This window comes from Pseudomonas sp. P108 (assembly GCF_032613195.1).
Classification (GTDB): domain Bacteria; phylum Pseudomonadota; class Gammaproteobacteria; order Pseudomonadales; family Pseudomonadaceae; genus Aquipseudomonas.
Genome location: NZ_CP126691.1, coordinates 1,971,489 through 1,990,108 on the forward strand (window position 1 = coordinate 1,971,489; position 18,620 = coordinate 1,990,108).

Annotated in this window: 18 protein-coding genes; 14 read left to right on the forward strand and 4 right to left on the reverse strand. The window is 60.7% G+C overall.

All coding sequences use genetic code 11. From position 1 onward, the window contains the following. Positions 1-38: 38 nt before the first annotated feature. The 12 genes from bluB to QOM10_RS08750 all read left to right on the forward strand — a co-directional run bounded on the left by bluB (position 39) and on the right by QOM10_RS08750 (position 9,629). Entirely contained in the window at positions 39-689 is a 651-nt protein-coding gene (gene bluB, locus QOM10_RS08695) for a 5,6-dimethylbenzimidazole synthase (protein WP_316917874.1), read from the forward strand. Beyond that, a complete protein-coding gene (gene cbiB, locus QOM10_RS08700) occupies positions 686-1,594 on the forward strand; it encodes an adenosylcobinamide-phosphate synthase CbiB (protein ID WP_123592709.1) in 909 nt (302 codons plus the stop codon). Before bluB ends, cbiB begins: the two co-directional genes overlap by 4 nt. Next, positions 1,587-2,579, forward strand: a complete 993-nt coding sequence (gene cobD, locus QOM10_RS08705) for a threonine-phosphate decarboxylase CobD (RefSeq protein ID WP_150752234.1) — start codon at positions 1,587-1,589, stop codon at positions 2,577-2,579. Before cbiB ends, cobD begins: the two co-directional genes overlap by 8 nt. Continuing rightward, positions 2,576-4,027, forward strand: a complete 1,452-nt coding sequence (locus QOM10_RS08710; RefSeq protein ID WP_316917875.1) for a cobyric acid synthase — start codon at positions 2,576-2,578, stop codon at positions 4,025-4,027. Before cobD ends, QOM10_RS08710 begins: the two co-directional genes overlap by 4 nt. 148 nt (positions 4,028-4,175) lie before the next feature. Then, positions 4,176-4,697, forward strand: coding sequence for a bifunctional adenosylcobinamide kinase/adenosylcobinamide-phosphate guanylyltransferase (gene cobU, locus QOM10_RS08715; RefSeq protein WP_095119961.1), 522 nt, complete (start codon positions 4,176-4,178; stop codon positions 4,695-4,697). Next, entirely contained in the window at positions 4,694-5,749 is a 1,056-nt protein-coding gene (gene cobT, locus QOM10_RS08720; RefSeq protein ID WP_316917876.1) for a nicotinate-nucleotide--dimethylbenzimidazole phosphoribosyltransferase, read from the forward strand. The genes cobU and cobT overlap by 4 nt, the downstream gene beginning before the upstream one ends. Next, positions 5,746-6,321: an alpha-ribazole phosphatase family protein gene (gene cobC, locus QOM10_RS08725; protein WP_316917877.1), complete on the forward strand. Its 576-nt coding sequence runs from the start codon at positions 5,746-5,748 to the stop codon at positions 6,319-6,321. The genes cobT and cobC overlap by 4 nt, the downstream gene beginning before the upstream one ends. Before the next feature lies 1 nt (position 6,322). Then, a complete protein-coding gene (locus QOM10_RS08730; protein ID WP_316917878.1) occupies positions 6,323-7,054 on the forward strand; it encodes an adenosylcobinamide-GDP ribazoletransferase in 732 nt (243 codons plus the stop codon). Positions 7,055-7,228: 174 nt separating this feature from the next. Then, positions 7,229-7,633, forward strand: coding sequence for a MarR family winged helix-turn-helix transcriptional regulator (locus tag QOM10_RS08735; RefSeq protein WP_007919794.1), 405 nt, complete (start codon positions 7,229-7,231; stop codon positions 7,631-7,633). Between the two features lie 53 nt (positions 7,634-7,686). After that, complete coding sequence (locus QOM10_RS08740; protein WP_316917879.1) at positions 7,687-8,895, forward strand: MFS transporter; 1,209 nt, start codon at positions 7,687-7,689, stop codon at positions 8,893-8,895. Continuing rightward, on the forward strand, positions 8,892-9,014 hold the full coding sequence (locus QOM10_RS08745; protein WP_263596555.1) for a hypothetical protein: 123 nt from the start codon (positions 8,892-8,894) through the stop codon (positions 9,012-9,014). Before QOM10_RS08740 ends, QOM10_RS08745 begins: the two co-directional genes overlap by 4 nt. Positions 9,015-9,068: 54 nt before the next feature. After that, entirely contained in the window at positions 9,069-9,629 is a 561-nt protein-coding gene (locus QOM10_RS08750; RefSeq protein WP_007919788.1) for a glutathione peroxidase, read from the forward strand. A gap of 199 nt (positions 9,630-9,828) precedes the next feature. Here QOM10_RS08750 and QOM10_RS08755 read toward each other — a convergent pair whose 3' ends face one another. The 3 genes from QOM10_RS08755 to QOM10_RS08765 all read right to left on the reverse strand — a co-directional run bounded on the left by QOM10_RS08755 (position 9,829) and on the right by QOM10_RS08765 (position 12,227). Further along, positions 9,829-11,100, reverse strand: coding sequence for an OmpP1/FadL family transporter (locus tag QOM10_RS08755; RefSeq protein WP_127926372.1), 1,272 nt, complete (start codon positions 11,098-11,100; stop codon positions 9,829-9,831). Positions 11,101-11,246: 146 nt separating this feature from the next. Further along, on the reverse strand, positions 11,247-11,729 hold the full coding sequence (locus QOM10_RS08760) for a hypothetical protein (RefSeq protein ID WP_127926373.1): 483 nt from the start codon (positions 11,727-11,729) through the stop codon (positions 11,247-11,249). Positions 11,730-12,002: 273 nt separating this feature from the next. Next, on the reverse strand, positions 12,003-12,227 hold the full coding sequence (locus QOM10_RS08765; protein ID WP_034156218.1) for a hypothetical protein: 225 nt from the start codon (positions 12,225-12,227) through the stop codon (positions 12,003-12,005). A 962-nt stretch (positions 12,228-13,189) separates the two neighbouring features. Here QOM10_RS08765 and QOM10_RS08770 point away from each other — a divergent pair. Beyond that, complete coding sequence (locus QOM10_RS08770; RefSeq protein WP_127926374.1) at positions 13,190-13,513, forward strand: sel1 repeat family protein; 324 nt, start codon at positions 13,190-13,192, stop codon at positions 13,511-13,513. 175 nt (positions 13,514-13,688) lie between these two features. Then, positions 13,689-15,053: a DNA recombination protein RmuC gene (rmuC, locus tag QOM10_RS08775; RefSeq protein ID WP_171057259.1), complete on the forward strand. Its 1,365-nt coding sequence runs from the start codon at positions 13,689-13,691 to the stop codon at positions 15,051-15,053. 20 nt (positions 15,054-15,073) lie between these two features. Here the strand turns inward: rmuC and QOM10_RS08780 are convergent, their stop codons facing one another. After that, a complete protein-coding gene (locus QOM10_RS08780; protein ID WP_127926376.1) occupies positions 15,074-18,544 on the reverse strand; it encodes a PAS domain-containing hybrid sensor histidine kinase/response regulator in 3,471 nt (1,156 codons plus the stop codon). Between the last annotated feature and the right edge of the window lie 76 nt (positions 18,545-18,620).

Below are 18,620 nucleotides of genomic sequence, written 5' to 3' on the forward strand. Positions count from 1 at the left end.
CCGTCCAATGTGGGAGCGAGCTTGCTCGCGAAGAGGCCATGACCGACAACGCATTCTCCGAAGCCGAGCGCGAAGCGGTTTACCGAGCCATCGCCGAACGCCGCGACATGCGCCATTTCACCGGTGGCAGCGTTGAGCCGGATCTGCTGCGCCGACTACTGGAAGCCGCCCACCAGGCCCCAAGCGTCGGCCTGATGCAGCCCTGGCGTTTCATCCGTATCAGCGACCGAGCCCTGCGCGGGCAGATCCAGAACCTCGTGGAAGAAGAACGCGTGCGCACCGCTGAAGCCCTCGGCGAGCGCAGTGACGAGTTCATGAAGCTCAAGGTCGAGGGCATCAACGATTGCGCCGAAGTGCTGGTCGCCGCGCTGATGGATGATCGCGAAAAGCACATTTTCGGTCGTCGCACGCTGCCGGAAATGGACATGGCGTCGTTGTCTTGTGCGATCCAGAATTTGTGGCTGGCCTCGCGCGCCGAAGGCCTCGGCATGGGCTGGGTCTCATTATTCGAGCCGCAGGCGCTCGCCGATTTGCTGAAGTTGCCCGAAGGTGCCAAGCCTCTGGCCGTTTTATGTCTGGGCCCGGTCAAGGAATTCTATCCGGCGCCGATGCTGGTACTCGAAGGGTGGGCGCAGGCGCGTCCGCTCAATGAGTTGCTGTACGAAAATTATTGGGGAGTGAGTCAATGAGTGTGGCGTTGTTGAGTGTCGCCGCGGTGGCGCTGGATGCGCTGCTCGGTGAACCGAAACGCTGGCATCCGCTGGTGGCGTTCGGCAATTTTGCCGGGCGCATCGAGCAACGTTTCAACGCCGGTGGTCGTGGCTGGCGCAGCCATGGCGTCACCGCGTGGGTGATCGCGGTGCTGCCGCTGACCTTGCTCGCCACGGCGTTTTCCTGGGCGCCGTACGTGGGCTGGGTCGTCGAGATTCTCGCGTTGTATTGCGCCCTCGGCATGCGCAGCCTCGGCGAGCATGTCGCGCCAGTGGCTGCTGCCTTGCGCGCGGAAGATCTTGAAGAGGCGCGCAAACGCGTCGGCTATCTGGTCAGCCGCCAGACCGATGAACTCGACAGCACCGCCGTCGCCCGCGCCGCCACCGAATCGGTGCTGGAAAACGGCAGTGACGCGGTGTTCGCCGCGCTGTTCTGGTTTGTCGTGGCGGGTGCGCCGGGCGTGGTGCTCTATCGCTTGAGCAATACGCTCGATGCGATGTGGGGTTATCGCAACGAACGCTTCGAACGTTTCGGTTGGGCGGCGGCGAAAATCGACGACGTGCTCAACTACATTCCTGCGCGTCTGGTGGCGTTGACCTACGCGCTGCTCGGCAAAACCCGACTCGCGTTGAAGTGCTGGCGTACGCAGGCGCCAAAGTGGGACAGCCCCAACGCCGGCCCGGTGATGGCGGCCGGAGCCGGAGCCTTGGGCGTGGAGTTGGGCGGCCCGGCGATCTATCACGGCGAACTGCACGAGCGACCGCAACTCGGCGAAGGCGCTCCAGCGGATGCCGATTCCATCGACCGTGGCTGGCAATTGGTCCAGCGCGGCGTATGGTTATGGCTGCTGATTCTCTGCGTGGGGGCTGAATTCTATGCTTGAGCACGGTGGCCGGCTGCGCAAGGCTGCACTCGATTACGGCATTGCCGAAGCGGATTGGCTCGACCTGTCCAGCGGCCTCGCGCCGTGGCCGTTCCCGATCCCGGAAATCCCGCTGCGCGCCTGGGCGCGTTTGCCGGAAACCGATGATGGTCTGGAGCAAGCTGCGTGCGATTACTACGGTGCCGCGCAAGTGCTGCCGGTGGCCGGTTCGCAGATGGCCATTCAGTTGCTGCCGCGCTTGCGCCGCGCCGGCAAAGTCGGCGTGTTGTCACCGTGTTATGCCGAACATGCCGAAGCCTGGCGCCGCAGCGGTTACATCGTGCGCGAAGTGCTGGAGCAGGAAGTCGAATTTTTTCTCGACAGCCTCGACGTGCTGGTGGTGGTCAACCCGAACAACCCGACCGGCCTGAGCCTGACCCCGGCACGATTGCTCGACTGGCACGCGCGGCTTGCCCGGCGTGGCGGCTGGCTGGTGGTCGATGAAGCGTTCATGGATAACACGCCGCAACTGAGCCTGGCGCCGCATGCGCATCAAGTCGGGCTGATCGTGTTGCGTTCGTTCGGCAAGTTTTTCGGTCTGGCCGGGGTGCGTCTGGGCTTTGTGCTGGCCGAGCGCAAGTTGCTCAAGCTGCTCGCCGAACAGGTCGGGCCATGGGCGGTGAGTGGGCCGACGCGGGTGCTCGGGCAAGCGTGTCTGCAAGACACCGAAGGGCACACACGCCAACGGATTCGCAGTGATGAGGCCAGTGAGCGGCTGGCAGCGCTGCTTGAACGCTACGGCTTCAAGCCGCAGGGCGGTTGCGCGCTGTTCCAGTGGCTGATCACCGAGCATGCCGAAGCGATGCACGGGTTCATGGCCCGTCGCGGCATTCTCCTGCGCATCTTCACCCACAACAGCAGTTTGCGTTTTGGCCTGCCTGCCAATGCAACTGAAGAGGCACGTCTCGAACACGCTTTAAGCGCTTTTGCCAAGGATCACCCATGACCACCCTGATGGTGCAGGGCACCACTTCCGACGCCGGTAAAAGCACACTGGTGACGGCGCTGTGCCGCTGGGCGACCCGCCAAGGTGTCGCGGTCGTCCCGTTCAAGCCGCAGAACATGGCGCTCAACAGCGCGGTGACCGCTGATGGTGGTGAGATCGGTCGCGCGCAAGCCGTGCAGGCGCAAGCGGCGTTTCTTGAACCGCACACCGACATGAACCCGGTGCTGCTCAAGCCCAACAGCGACACCGGCGCGCAAGTGATCATCCATGGTCGCGCCGTGACTTCGATGAATGCCGTGGCGTATCACGACTACAAAGCCATCGCGATGAAAGCGGTGCTTGCGTCCCACGAGCGGCTCAGCGCTGCGTATCCGCTGGTGATGGTCGAAGGCGCGGGTTCGCCGGCGGAGATCAATCTGCGTGCCGGCGACATCGCCAACATGGGGTTTGCCGAAGCGGTGGATTGCCCGGTGCTGCTGATCGCGGACATCAATCGCGGCGGGGTTTTCGCCCATCTGGTCGGCACCCTGGAGTTGCTCTCGCCAAGCGAACAGGCGCGGGTCAAAGGTTTCATCATCAATCGCTTCCGTGGCGACATCGCCTTGCTGCAACCGGGCCTTGACTGGTTGGAACAGCGTACCGGCAAACCGGTGGTGGGCGTGTTGCCCTACGTGATGGATCTGCATCTGGAAGCCGAGGACGGCATCGATCAGCGCCAGACCGACAAGGCTGAGCAGGTGCTGAAAGTGGTGGTGCCGGTGCTGCCGCGCATCAGCAATCACACCGACTTCGATCCGCTGCGTCTGCATCCGCAAGTTGATCTGCAATTCGTCGGCCCGGGGCAGGCGATTCCGGCGGCTGACCTGATCATTCTGCCGGGCTCGAAAAGCGTGCGCAGCGATCTGGCTTATCTGCGCGCCAATGGCTGGGATACGGCGATCTCTCGGCACTTGCGTTACGGCGGCAAAGTGCTGGGGATCTGCGGCGGTCTGCAGATGCTCGGCGAGCAGGTGCATGACCCGCTCGGCCTCGAAGGCGCGCCGGGCACGAGTGCCGGTTTGGGCTTGCTGGCGTTCGAAACCACACTTGAAGCCGAGAAGCAGTTGCGCAATGTGCGTGGACGGCTGGCGCTGGAAGATGCTGACGTCAGCGGTTATGAAATTCATGCGGGCGTGACCAGCGGATCGGCGCTGGAGAATGCGGCGGTGCATCTGGATGACGGCCGTTGCGACGGTGCACAGAGTACCGATGGGCAGGTGTTCGGCACGTATCTGCATGGGCTGTTCGAATCGCCGGCGGCGAGTGCGGCGTTGTTGCGCTGGGCCGGGTTGAGCGATGTGCAGGCGGTGGATTACCACGGCTTGCGCGAACGCGATATCGAACGGCTGGCGGATCTGGTGGAGAAGTATCTGGATACGGATCTATTGCGTCGACTCTGTGGGATTTGAGTTGCCTGGGCTGGCCTCTTCGCGAGCAGGCTCGCTCCCACAGTGAATGCGGTTAGCCATACATTTTGAGTACAACTCATAACCCTGTGGGAGCGAGCCTGCTCGCGAAAGCGGCGGCTGCCTCACTTGAATTTTCCTGGATGAACCCATGCTCCAACTGATCCTCGGCGGCGCCCGCTCCGGCAAAAGTCGCTTGGCGGAAAAACTCGCCAGCGATAGCGGCCTCGCTGTGACCTACATCGCCACCAGCCAACCGCTGGACGGTGAAATGAGCGACCGCGTCGCCCACCACCGCGCGCGCCGTCCCGCCGAATGGGCGCTCATCGAAGAGCCGCTGGAGCTGGCCCGCGTCCTGCGTGAATCCGCCAGCGCCGAGCGTTGCTTGCTGGTCGATTGCCTGACCCTGTGGCTGACCAATCTGCTGATGCTCGATGACGCCGAACGCCTCGCCGCCGAGCGCGAAGCCTTGCTCGAATGCCTGGCGTCTTTGCCGGGTGAAATCATTTTTGTCAGCAACGAGACCGGAATGGGTGTCGTGCCGCTGGGCGAATTGACTCGCCGCTACGTCGATGAAGCCGGTTGGCTGCATCAAGCTTTGGCCGAGCGCTGTCAGCGTGTTGTCCTGACCGTTGCCGGCCTGCCCCTGACTCTGAAAGGACCTGCGTTATGACTCAAACCTGGTGGCTGAACCCGTGCAAACCGGTCGATCTCTACGTCGTTGAGCAAGCGACGGCGCGACAGCAGCAATTGACCAAACCGGCCGGTTCCCTCGGTCGACTGGAATCGGTCGCGGTGCAACTGGCCGGCCTGCAAAGCCAGGTCAAACCGACACTCTCGCAAGTGTGGATCGCGATTTTTGCCGGTGATCACGGCGTGGTCGCGGAGGGTGTTTCGGCGTTCCCGCAGGAAGTCACCGGGCAGATGCTGCTCAACTTTGTCAGCGGCGGTGCGGCGATCAGTGTGTTGGCGCGGCAGCTCGGCGCGCAGCTGGAAGTGGTCGATCTGGGCACCGTGAATCCAGCGCTGAACCTGCCGGGTGTGCGTCATTTGAACATTGGCGCGGGCACGGCGAACTTCGCTCAGGGCGCGGCAATGACTCAGGCCCAGGGCGAACTCGCGTTGCAGGCCGGTCGCGACAGTCTGCTGCGAGCAAAAGCGGCGGGCGCGCAGCTGTTCATCGGTGGCGAAATGGGCATTGGCAACACCACCGCGGCGAGCGCATTGGCCTGTGCCTTGCTCGATTGCCCGGTGGCGCATCTGACCGGCCCCGGCACCGGGCTGAATGCCCAAGGCGTCAGCCATAAAGCACAAGTGATTGAGCGTGCATTGGCGTTGCATGCTGCACAGCGTGGCGATGCGTTGCAGACGCTGTTCAATCTCGGTGGTTTTGAAATCGCCGCGTTGGTTGGCGCGTATCTGGCGGCGGCTCAAGAAGGTGTGGCGGTGCTGGTTGACGGCTTTATCTGCACGGTCGCTGCGTTGGTCGCGGTGCGTTTGAATCCGGCCTGTCGCGAGTGGTTGCTGTTCGGTCATCGTGGCGCGGAGCCGGGCCATCGTCATGTGCTGGAAACCCTGCAGGCCGAGCCGTTGCTGGAACTCGGTTTGCGTCTGGGCGAGGGCAGTGGCGCGGCGCTGGCGGTGCCATTGTTGCGTCTGGCCTGTGATCTGCACGGGCAGATGGCGACATTCGCCGAAGCGGCGGTGGCGGATCGTCCGGCATGACCTTGCAACTGGATCTGCTGCGCCACGGTGAGACGGAACTGGGCGGTGGTCTGCGTGGCAGTCTCGACGATGCGCTGACTGAAAAGGGCTGGGCGCAGATGCGTGCGGCCATGGTCGAGGGCGGGCCGTGGGATCGGATCGTCAGTTCGCCGTTGCAACGTTGCGCGCGGTTTGCCGCAGAGCTGGGTGAGCAACTGAACCTGTCAGTGCATCTGGACAAGGATCTGCAGGAACTGCATTTCGGTGCGTGGGAAGGGCAGAGCGCGGCAGCGTTGATGGAGACCGATGCTGAAGCGCTGGGGTTGTTCTGGGCCGATCCGTATTCGTTTACGCCGCCGCAGGGTGAACCGCTCAGCGAGTTTTCTTCTCGAGTGCTGGCGGCCGTTGCGCGCCTGCACAGTGCTTACGCCGGTGAGCGGGTGTTGCTGATCAGTCATGGCGGCGTGATGCGTTTGTTGCTGGCGCAAGCGCGCGGGTTGCCGCGCGAACAACTGCTCAATGTCGAGGTCGCTCACGGCGCGTTGTTTGCGCTGACGGTCGAAACTGATGGTTCGCTCAAGGAAGGTCACTGACATGTTGCCGCTGTGGATCGCCCTGCAATTTCTCAGCAGCCTGCCGATTCGTTTGCCGGGGATGCCCGAACCGGAACAGCTTGGGCGGTCGCTGCTGTTTTATCCGCTGGTTGGGCTGCTGTTTGGCGTGATCCTGTGGGCGTTGAATCTGGCGTTGGCGGGCGCGCCGTTGTTGTTGCATGCGGCGCTGTTGCTGACGGTGTGGGTGTTGCTCAGTGGCGCGTTGCATCTCGATGGCCTGGCCGACAGCGCCGACGCCTGGCTCGGCGGTTTTGGTGATCGCGAGCGCACGCTGACGATCATGAAAGATCCGCGCAGCGGGCCGATTGCGGTGGTGACGCTGGTGTTGGTGTTGCTGCTCAAGTTCGCGGCGCTATTGGCGCTGGTCGAGCAGCAGCAAGGCCTTGCGTTGATCATCGTGCCTTTGCTCGGGCGGGCGGCGTTGCTTGGGTTGTTTCTGACCACGCCGTATGTGCGCGCGGGCGGGTTGGGGCAGGCGTTGGCGGATCATTTGCCGCGCAGGGCTGGTTGGTGGGTGTTGGGCTTCAGTGCGTTGGCCTGTGTGTTGATCGCCGGGTTTGGTGCGGTTGTGGCGCTGGTGATTTCGGTCGTTGTGTTTGTCTGGCTGCGGCAGGTGATGATGCGGCGGTTGGGCGGGACGACCGGTGATACGGCGGGGGCGTTGCTGGAATTGCTGGAGATGGTGGTGCTGGCTGGATTGGTTTTGGTCTGACAGTTTTGGATTGTCTGTGCTGGCCTCTTCGCGAGCAGGCTCGCTCCCACAGGGGATCGCATTGCAAATGGGGGAGCGAGCTTGCTCGCGAAGGCGGCCTCACCGGCAGCACAATGTTATGGGTAAACTCATCTGTAACTTGATTTAACACAGTCGCGGGTATATACACGCATCATGCTTCCATCTCAGTGTTTGTGCACCAACCTGCGTCGCGCCGCTCGTGGCGTCAGCAGGCATTACGACGGCGCTCTCGACGGCTTCGGGATCAACGTTGCCCAGTATTCTTTGCTGTGCAATCTGCAGCGTCTGGATCAACCGAGCATCTCGGAACTCGCCGAAGCCATGGGTCTTGATCGCAGCACTCTCGGGCGCAATCTGCGGGTGCTGGAAGGCGAGGGGCTGGTGGCGCTGGCCGAGGGTGAGGACATGCGTAACCGCATCGTCAAACTCACCGAAACCGGCGTGCAACGCCTGGCCGCAGCACTGCCGGCCTGGGAGGCGGCGCAGCAGCGGTTGATCGATCGACTGGGTGCCGAGAAGCGTGAAACCTTGCTCAGATTGCTGGATGAACTGGCCTGAGGCCGGTTTTTTCCAAACTCAAGCGGGTATATACCCGCAAGCGGAGAACAACAATGACATCGATGTGGCGTACGTGCGGTTGGGTGTTGGTGGGGAGTGCGCTGATCCTGGCGTTGTCATTGGGCGTGCGACACGGTTTTGGCTTGTTTCTGTCACCGATGAGCGCGCAGTTCGGCTGGGGGCGCGAGGTGTTTGCCTTCGCTATCGCTTTGCAGAATTTGATCTGGGGCCTGGCGCAGCCGTTCACCGGGGCACTCGCTGACCGCTTCGGTGCGGCGAAAGTGGTGCTGATCGGTGGTGTGCTCTATGCCTTGGGCCTGGTGTGCATGGGCCTGTCGGATTCGGCGATGACGCTGTCGCTGAGCGCTGGTCTGCTGATTGGTATCGGCCTGTCCGGCACGTCGTTCTCGGTGATTCTCGGTGTGGTCGGCCGTGCCGTGCCGCCGGAGAAACGCAGCATGGGCATGGGCATTGCCAGCGCCGCCGGTTCGTTCGGCCAGTTCGCCATGTTGCCGGGCACCCTCGGGTTGATCGGCTGGCTCGGTTGGTCGGCAGCGCTGTTGGTGCTGGGCCTGTTGGTGGCGTTGATCGTGCCGCTGGTGAGCATGCTCAAGGACAAGCCGCTGCCGGTACTCGGCCATGAACAAACGCTGTCCGAGGCCCTGCGCGAAGCCTGTTCACATTCGGGTTTCTGGTTGTTGGCATTCGGCTTTTTCGTCTGCGGTTTTCAGGTGGTGTTCATCGGCGTGCACCTGCCGGCCTACCTGGTCGATCAGCATCTGCCCGCCAGCGTTGGCACCACGGTGCTGGCGTTGATCGGATTGTTCAATATCTTCGGCACCTACACCGCTGGCTGGCTCGGCGGACGCCTGTCCAAGCCACGCTTGCTGACCGCGTTGTATCTGTTGCGCGCGGTGGTGATCGTGCTGTTCCTGTGGCTGCCGGTGACGACCACGTCGGCCTACCTGTTTGGCATGGCGATGGGTTTCCTGTGGCTGTCGACGGTGCCGTTGACCAACGGTACGGTGGCGACCTTGTTTGGTGTGCGAAACCTGTCCATGCTCGGTGGCATCGTGTTCCTGTTCCATCAGCTCGGCTCGTTTCTGGGCGGCTGGCTGGGCGGGGTGGTGTATGACCGAACCGGGAGTTACGACTTGATCTGGCAAGTGGCGATTCTCTTGAGTCTGCTGGCGGCCGCGCTGAACTGGCCGGTGCGTGAGCGGCCGGTCGCACGTCTGCAAGCCGCTGCGAGCGCCGTATGAGTCAACTCTGGTCGCGAATCGTCATCAGCGCACTCGGCGCCGCATTGCTGGCGCTGGTGTGGTGGGGCTGGCAGCAGGGTGGTCTGGCCCTGATGCAGTTGGGCATGAGCATTTGCTAGAAACAGGCATGGCGAGTAACGTCAAACTCTGACGACTGCTCAAGGATGTTCGACATGCTGATGCGCTGGTGTGCTGTTCCCGCGTTGTTGATGGCGTTGACTGGTTTGGCCCAGGCCGCTGACTGTCCCGAATTGCTGCAAGGCTCGCTGCCCAAGCTGCGAGCCAAGGAATCCATCGATTTGTGCAAGCAGTACGCCGACAAGCCGTTGGTGGTGGTCAATACCGCGAGCTTCTGCGGTTTCGCGCCGCAGTTCGAAGGCCTGGAGGCGCTGCATAAGCGCTACGAAGGTCAAGGGCTGGAAATGCTCGGTGTGCCTTCCAATGACTTCAAGCAGGAGTCCAAGGACAGCGCCGAGACCGCCAAGGTCTGTTACGCCAATTACGGCGTGACGTTCGCCATGACCGAGCCGCAGAAGGTTCGTGGTGATGACGCGACGCATCTGTTTCAAGTGCTGGCGGCACAGAGCAGCGCGCCGAAGTGGAATTTCTACAAGTATGTGGTCGATCGCCAGGGCAAGGTGATCGCCAATTTCTCCAGCCTGACCAAGCCTGATGATCCGGAATTTATCGCCGCGATCGAGAAGGCCATCGCCTCGAAACCGCTGAAGCCTTGAATCCGAAGGCCGGCGATGATTTTGTAGGAGCTGCGGCACGCTGCGATCTTTTGACTTTAAAAAACAGATCAAAAGATCGCAGCCTCGTTGCACTCGACAGCTCCTACAGGTCGCACAAATTTCAGGCATAAAAAAGCCCCGCCTCTGCAAAGAGAGCGGGGCTTTATTGTGGGCGAGGGGTCAGCCTCGCCATGCAGCATCAGAAGCGGTAGGTCGCGCCGACACCGAAACCGTTTGCCGAGTTTTCATACTTGGCGTCGTAGGTCTGGCCACGATTGTTTTCGTTGCGGATCTTCACCGACTCTTCCTTCAGGTACGAGTAAGCGACGTCGATGGTCAGGTCGTCGGTCGGGCTCCAGCCGGCACCGATACTGAAGATAGTGCGGTCGCCAGTCGGAATGCGTGGCGAACGGTCTTCGTTATTGGTCGGCGACTGGTCGAAGGTCAGGCCGGTACGCAGTACCCATTCCTTGTTCAGCTGGTACGAAGTACCCACGGCGTAAGCCCAGGAGTCGTGCCAGTTCTGGTCTTCGTTGATCGAACCGAACTGGCCGGCCAGCAGCGGCTGAACGCCAGAGTTTTTCACGGTAATTTTTTCCAGCTGGCTCCAACGGGTCCAGGTGGTACCGGCATACACGTTCCAGCGATCGTTGATCGCCTGGGTAACCGAGAGGTCGACCGATTCAGGTGTGGTGATCTTCAACGAAGCGTCGTACTTCTGGCTGGAGCCCAGGCCGACTGCGGCCAGTGCGCCGTAGTTGACCTTGGTGTTGCCTTCGAGCTTGTAGTCGACTTTCGAGTGGTAGGTCAGGCCCACGCGAGTGGTGTCGGTGGCTTGTACCAGCAGGCCGACGTTGTAGCCCAGTGCGGTGTCGTCACCCTTGATCTTGACCTTGCCGTCCGGCAGGGCTTGAGTGATCGACAGGTTGGATTCCAGCGCACCGTCAATGCGGTTGATGGTTGGGCCGAAACCGATCGACACTTTGTCGTTGAAGGCGTAGCTGACGGTCGGTTGGAAAGTGATGACTTGCACTTCGGACTTGCTGCCGAAGTAACGGCCGGCAAAGCCGTTTTCATAATCCGTGATCAGGCCGAACGGCACATAAACGCCGAGGCCGAATGCCCAATGCTCATCGATCGGTTTGACGTAGAAGCCCATAGGTACAGCGGTGAGGGGCACCATGTCGCCTTTGTTGCTGCCGCCATTGGGGCTGGAACTGGCATTGCTGATATCGGTGTGAGCATCGACAACGGCTACACCACCGGTAACCTGTTCGCGCTTGATGCGCGACATGCCGGCAGGGTTGCCATAAACAGTGCTTGCGTCGTCGGCAGAAGAAGATCGCCCGGCAAAACCAGTCCCCATCCCACTGATGCTTTGTTCGTTGAGGGCAAAGCCGGCCGCGAAAATTTGCGTGGAGGCGAGGGTAACGGCGAGGCTAAGGGTGGTTTTGAGCATGACTTTTTTCATTATTAGAACTCCTGGTGATCACCGGGGCGAAAATTACCAACATTTTCGTCCCAGCGCCATAGTCCGTATGCCTTGAGTTAGAGCGGTTTTGTAGGACAATCAGACCAGATTCGCCACCTGTTGGCAGATCTTCGGAAACCGGTCGGTCAGCACGCGACCTGATTCACCGGTGAAACACAGGTGCGCCATGCGTAAGTGAAATCACGCAGACGACCCTGGGGTTGAAAGGTCTGACGCCAGATACGCGCCATTGCGAGCAAATCGTTCGGATCGGGGAGGGTGGGGTTTTGTTCTTCAACCAGTAGCCAGGCGATGGCGGTGGCGTAACGCAGATTCACCGTCAGTTCCAGGTGTGGGCCAGTCAGGAATGCATGCTGACTGGCGAGACCGCGAACCAGGCTGGCGCGTTCCGGATCGAGCGCCAGATAGTCGTCCCACAGGGCTTGATGGCGATGCTCGGCGATGCGGTAGAGGCCGTGGCCACGGCGGTCATGCAGGGCGGATCCGAGGGCTGACTGGCTGGCGGCGATGCCCAGCAGCAATGATTCGGCGGTGGCGCAGTGACGTCCCAGATAGATCAGCGTTGGACGGATCACATATCGACACAGTTCGCTGGCAGCGATACCCATAAAACCCTCGGATCTTGTTAGGAATGGCGAGTCCTGAAGGGGGCTTGGCAGCAATGGATCGGTTCAGGCTCGCCGTAAGCGGATCACGCCGCTTGAGTTGAAGTGTAGTGTCATATTCGCGACGTAAAGGCCTGTTTTTAAAATATTTCCGGCTTCGAGTTATAACCGTTATACCCGTTGGTGCTTAGGCGCCAAGGGCAAAAAGTGAAACATCGGGCAATAAAAAGCCCCGCATTTTGTGCGAGGCTTTTGCTTTTGCAGCCTTTTCGGCTCTCAGGCAATCAATGCCTGACGTGTACGGTCGATCACGGCCTGCAGCGGTTCGGCGCTGGAGTACTGATCGGGGTACAGACGCTCGCTGTGGCGGGCGATACCGTGTTCGTTGACCAGTGTGAAGCTGAAGCAGCCTTTGCGAGCGGCCATGATCAGGCAGTTCATTGGTGCAAAAGCGTTGGTTAGGGTGCGAATGGCATCCTGAGTGTGGATTTGAGTAGACATAGTTATTAGGTGTTCCTACAAATGACACGGATAAGAACCGTGCAACGTTAAAACGTTCCAGTAACGTCGACCACCATTGGTCGAACGAAGAACCCGACTGGAACAAAGCAGCCAGTTTGAAGCGCTATTAAGTTGGCGCGCTTGGGCTGGCAGGTAGGTACTTAGGAGGGCAGGCAGCACAACGAGGGCAAAGGTTCTGGGCCCGGGGTGAAGATCCTGATCAATTTGCAGGTTGGTTCGGTCAGAGTAAGTGGTCTTCGCAACACCCTTCGCATCATTGGAAGGCAGTGTTGTCGCAAGATTTACCTGGAAACCATCGAGGGGTCGTTCCCGCTTTTTTCGGTAGGTCTTCTTTGTAGAAGGCTGACCGTGGGGATGTGTTCGACCGGAATTGACTTTCAGCTTGGTACTAACGCCGCGGATACTAACGGATCGAAACCGGTAACGCAAACTTCCTGTGGAAAAAGATTGCAGTGACTGACCGAGTCTGCTTTGCGAGCCGCTTGATTGCGCGTAATTGGCGCATTTTTTGACCGCCGGTCGGTGAAGATATCTTCATCAAAGCGTGCGCCAGACTGGCTTATCCCCAGACCGACTGCCAAAACGACCCGAAAAAGCGCACCGATATAACCGGGTAACAGGTACTTGTGCACATTAGTTGCGCAAGCTGTAACGGCACTGTCACATCAATCCTGACCCCGATGGCTGCCTGTATCGAAAGTTTAAGTCAATGAAAAACATCGCTTTTTTTTGTTGGTGAAAAAATCGTCAGTTTGACTGCGAGCCCCATTCCATAAGGCTTTGCGAGGGTTGGAGAGCGGTTGTCCACTGAGTTATCCACAGCTTCTGTGGATTGTCCCGAGCGCTTGCTCTAGGACGGGCGTGCCGGGTTGTTTTTCGACTTTACCTGTAAGAAAAAGAGAGTAGAGTGGCGCGCCTTCCGATTCGTCCCACAGTGCTTTATGAAGTTTCGCTCAGTATCAGACTCTGTTACCTCACAACCTCCTCCTGTTACCCCGCCCAAGCGATTTACTGTTCGCGTCGCCGAGTGGTTGCTCGACAGCCCGCGCCTGAGCGACAGTCATAATGCCAAGCACCTTGCTGGCCGCCTCCTCAAGCAACCGGCACGAGAAGGTGTGGTGGCTGCGCAAAGCCGTCTTGGGCAGTTGATGTGCCGTGAGTGTGGCAACGCACGGGATCGTCGCATCGGTCAGGATCTGCTGCGTCAGGCCGCCCGCGCCGGCGACCGTCGCGCGCAACAGGAACTCGGTCTGCTCGAAGACTGAGCTGTCCAAGACCTGACGCCTTGGTTAACCTTCAGGCTTTATAAGATCGGCGGGAGTGGCTATGGCTATGGACTTGACCAGCGTCTTGCTGGGGCTTGCAGGGGCGGGACTGCCACTGTTGGCGCTGGCCTGGCAACTGCAACGCCGGGCAAGCAACGGCCAGGCCGAGGTCGCTTTGCTCGAAGAACGGCTGGCCATGGCGCAACTGGCGCAGGACGGACTCAACGCGCAGCTCGACGCCAGCCGTGATGAAATCGCCGATCTTGGCCAGGCCAACGCCGCCAAACAGGCTGACCTGGCGGCCCTGCGCCGGGAAGTCGAACTGTTGCAGATCGAGCGCGACGACGCCCGCGACGCCTCCCACGCCTGGAACCTCGAACGCGCCAACAAGGAAGCTGAGCTGCGCCGCCTGGATGCACAGGCCGCTTCGCTGAACGCTGAACTGCGCGAGCAACAGGAAAGCCACCAGCAACGCCTCAACGACCTGCAAGGCTCACGCGATGAACTGCGTGCGCAGTTTGCCGAGCTGGCCGGGAAGATCTTCGATGAGCGCGAGCAGCGCTTTGCCGAGACCAGTCAGCAACGGCTCGGTCAGTTGCTCGATCCGCTCAAGGAACGCATTCAATCCTTCGAAAAACGTGTGGAAGAAAGTTATCAGGCCGAGGCCCGCGAGCGCTTCTCGCTGGCCAAGGAACTGGAGCGCTTGCAGGCACTCAATCTGCGTCTGAGCGACGAAGCCACCAACCTGACCCGTGCCCTCAAAGGCCAGAAAACCCAAGGCAACTGGGGTGAGCTGATTCTCGAACGGGTGCTTGAACACGCCGGCCTGGAGAAGGGCCGCGAGTATCAGACCCAGGTCAACCTCAAAGGCCCGGATGGCGAGCGCTTCCAGCCTGACGTGATCATCTATCTGCCGGGCGACAAGCAAGTGGTGGTGGATTCCAAGGTGAGTCTCACCGCCTATCAGCAATACGTGGCTGCCGACGACGACACCCTCGGGCAGATCGCGATCAAGCAGCACGTCCTGTCGTTGCGCAATCACGTCAAAGGTCTGGCCGGCAAGGACTACAAACGTCTGGAAGGCCTGCACAGCCTCGATTTCGTTTTGCTCTTCGTGCCGATCGAAGCGGCGTTTTCGGCGGCGTTGCAGGCGGAGCCATCGCTGTTTCAGGAAGCCTTCGACCGCAACATCGTCATCGTCAGCCCGACCACCTTGCTGGCGACTCTGCGGGTGATCGACAGTCTGTGGAAGCAGGAGCGTCAGAGCCAGAACGCCCGGGAAATCGCCGAGCGCGCCGGGTGGCTGTACGACAAGTTCGTGCTGTTTATTCAGGATCTGGACGAGGTTGGCAATCGTCTGCAACAGCTGGATAAAGCCTACAGTTCAGCGCGCAACAAGCTCACCGAGGGGCGCGGCAATCTGGTCAGTCGCAGTGAACAGCTGAAATTGCTCGGCGCGCGGGCGAGCAAAAGCTTGCCGGCAGATTTGCTGGAGCGGGCGATGACCGATGTCGATGGTCTTGTCGAACTCCCTGAATAAAGATCAAAAGATCGCAGCCTCTATAGCGGCAAGTACCGACTCAACAACGCCCGCAACGCCGCCGGTTTCACCGGTTTCGGCAGATAATCCAGCCCCGCCGCATGCACCTGCGCAACCATCTCCGGTCGCCCGTCAGCACTGATCACCACCCCCGGCACAGGCTCGCCCAACGTGGTGCGCAACCACGCCATCAGCTCGGTGCCGGTATCACCGTGGTCGAGGTGATAGTCGACCAGCGCCAGTTGCGGTCGTACGCCTTCACTCAACAGTGCCGCACATTCCTCACGATTGCGCGCCGTCCACACTTGGCAGCCCCAGCGGCTCAGCAGGCTGTTCATGCCGATCAGAATGCTGTCTTCATTGTCGATGCACAGCACCTGCGCGCCGCTCAGCAACTTGCCATTCAATTCGACGGCGGCGCTGGCCGGCACGGCTTGTGAGCGGGCCAGCGGCACGCTGACACTGAACACACTGCCGCGCCCCGGCCACGAGCGCACCCGCAAGGTGTGACCGAGCACCCGGCACAAACCATCGGCAATTGCCAAACCCAGGCCGAGGCCTTTTTCAGCGCGGGTCTGATGACTGTCGAGGCGTTTGAACTCTTCGAAAATCACTTGCTGTTTATCTTCCGGGATCCCCGGCCCGCGATCCCACACTTCCAGACACAGTTCGCCGCCACGTCGGCGCACGCCCAGCAACACCGGGCCTTTGGCATAACGGAATGCGTTGGTGAGGAAGTTCTGCAAAATGCGTCGCAGCAATTTGATGTCGCTGTCGATGCGCAAATGACTACCGCGCACTCGAAAGGTCAAACCCTGTTCCTGCGCCAATGCCTTGAACTCGGCGCCGAGAATGTCGAACAGCTCATTGACCGCAAACGGCTTGCGATCCGGGTTGATCTTGCCGTTTTCCAGTCGGGAAATATCCAGCAGATCACTGATCAAATCCTCGGCCGAACGTAAAGAGCTGTCGAGGTGCTGCACCAGTTTCTGCGCCTCGCTGCTCAAACCGTCGTCCTGATGGGAGAGGGCGGCGGAGAACAGTCGGGCGGCGTTCAGCGGCTGCATCAAGTCGTGGCTGACCGCCGCGAGGAAGCGGGTTTTCGACTGGTTGGCGGCTTCGGCGGTGCCCTTGGCTTCGGTCAACGCGACGTTGAGTTGCGACAGTTCCTGAGTGCGCTCGCTGACCCGTTGCTCCAGCCCTTCGTTGGCCTCGGTCAGCGCTTGTTCGGCTTCGCGGAACGCGGTGATATCAGTGAAGCTCATAACGAAACCGCCACCGGGCATCGGGTTACCGATCAGCTCGATCACCCGGCCGTTGGGGAACAGCCGCTCAGACGTGTGGGCGCGGCCCTGGCGCATCCAGTGCAAACGGCGGGCAACGTGCACTTCGGCTTCACCGGGGCCGCACAGACCACGTTCGGCGTTGTAGCGAATAATGTCGGCAATCGGTCGGCCGACGCTGATCAAACCGTCCGGGTAGTTGAACAGTTCCAGATAGCGGCGGTTCCACGCCACCAGTTTCAGCGACTGGTCGACCACGCTGATACCTTGGGTGATGTTTTCGATCGCGCCTTGCAACAGCGCGCGGTTGAACTGCAGCACTTCAGAAGCTTCGTCGGCGATGCGGACTACGTCCTCCAGTTGCATTTCCCGACCTTCGATGGCGGCTTTTACTACAGCGCGCGTCGAAGAAGCGCCGAGAACACCGGCCAGCAAACGCTCGGTATGAGCAATCCATTCGCCGTCGGCATTCTGGTTCGGGTTGAAGCCTTTGCCCTGGCGATAGGCGAAGCGAATAAAGCTCTGGCGTGCACGTTCTTCACCAACAAAGCGCGCGGCCAATTGCAGCAAATCGTCGATCTGCACCGCCAGCATCGAGCGAGCACTCGGGCGGGCGCTGATTTCCTGACCGATGAAACGCCCGGCCTGCCAGTGCTCCGAGACGCGCGTACGCGACAGCACCGAGACCCAGGCGAACAAAGTGAAGTTGCCGGCCAGCGACAGCACCACACCTTGGGTCAGCGGGGTGATCGGCAAATTCAGCGGATTGCTGTGCAGCCACGCCAGCCCCGGAAAACTGTTCAATGACCAGCCGAGACTGTGCGCGGCGATCGGCAGAATCAGTGTGTAAAACCACAGGAAAGTGCCGGCGGCCAAACCTGCAAAAACGCCACGGCGGTTGGCCTGCTTCCAATACAAGGCACCGAGCATGGCGGGTGCCAGTTGCGTGACGGCTGCAAAAGCGATCTGGCCGATGGTCGCCAGGCTCGCCGTTGAACCGAGCAAGCGATAGCTGACGTACGCCAGCAACAGAATCACCACGATGCTCACCCGGCGCACCGAGAGCATCCACTGACGGAACACTTCGAATGGGCGCTCGGCGTTATTGCGGCGCAGCAACCACGGCAACAGCATGTCGTTGGAGACCATGGTCGATAGTGCCACGCTGGCGACAATCACCATGCCCGTGGCCGCCGACGCGCCGCCGATAAACGCCAGCATCGCCAGCGCTGGATGCGCCTGTGCCAAGGGCAGGCTGATCACGAAGGAGTCTGGCAGTACGTCGCTGGGCAACATCATCTGACCGGCTAAAGCGATCGGGACTACAAACAAAGCAGCCAGTGCGAGGTAGGCCGGAAACACCCATTTGGCCAGACGCAGATCCTGCGGATCGATGTTCTCCACCACGGTGACGTGAAATTGCCGGGGCAGGCAGATGATCGCCATCATCGCCACGCCGGTCTGCACCACCATCGACGGCCAGTTGATGGTTTCTTTCCAGTATTCCTCAAGTCGCGGGGCGAGCATGGCCTGGTTGAACAGGTCTTCGAAACCGTCATACAGCCCATACGTGACGAAGGCGCCGACGGCGAGAAAGGCGAACAGTTTGACCAGCGACTCAAAGGCAATCGCCAGGACCATGCCGCGGTGGTGCTCGGTGGCGTCGAGGTTGCGCGTACCGAAAACGATGGTGAACAGCGCCAGCACCAGCGACACGATCAGCGCGGTGTCCTGGGCGCGGGTGCCCATGGCGTCTGCCCCGGCACCGATCAACAGGTTCACGCCGAGGACGATACCTTTGAGTTGCAGGGCAATGTAGGGGAGGACGCCGACCAGGCAGATCAGCGCAACGACCACTGCCAGCGATTGTGATTTGCCGTAACGCGCGGCGATAAAGTCAGCGATGGAGGTGATGTTCTCCTGTTTGCTGATCATCACCATTTTCTGCAGGACCCACGGCGCGCCCACCAACAGCAGGATCGGTCCGAGGTAAATCGGCAGGAATGACCACAGTTGTTCGGCTGCCTGGCCGACCGCACCGAAGAACGTCCAGCTGGTGCAGTAAACCGCCAGCGACAGGCTGTACACCCAGGCACGCATACGCGGCGGCAATGGCGCGCTGCGTCGGTCGCCGTAGAAGGCGATGGCGAACATGATGGCCATATAGGCCAGGGCGACGGCGGCGATCAGCCCGGTGGACAACGACATGCAACACTCCCGACAAAAGACTCCCCGGCACTCCTGCCCGGGCGGACAGTCTCGCATGCGCGGGGCGGTTAGTCAG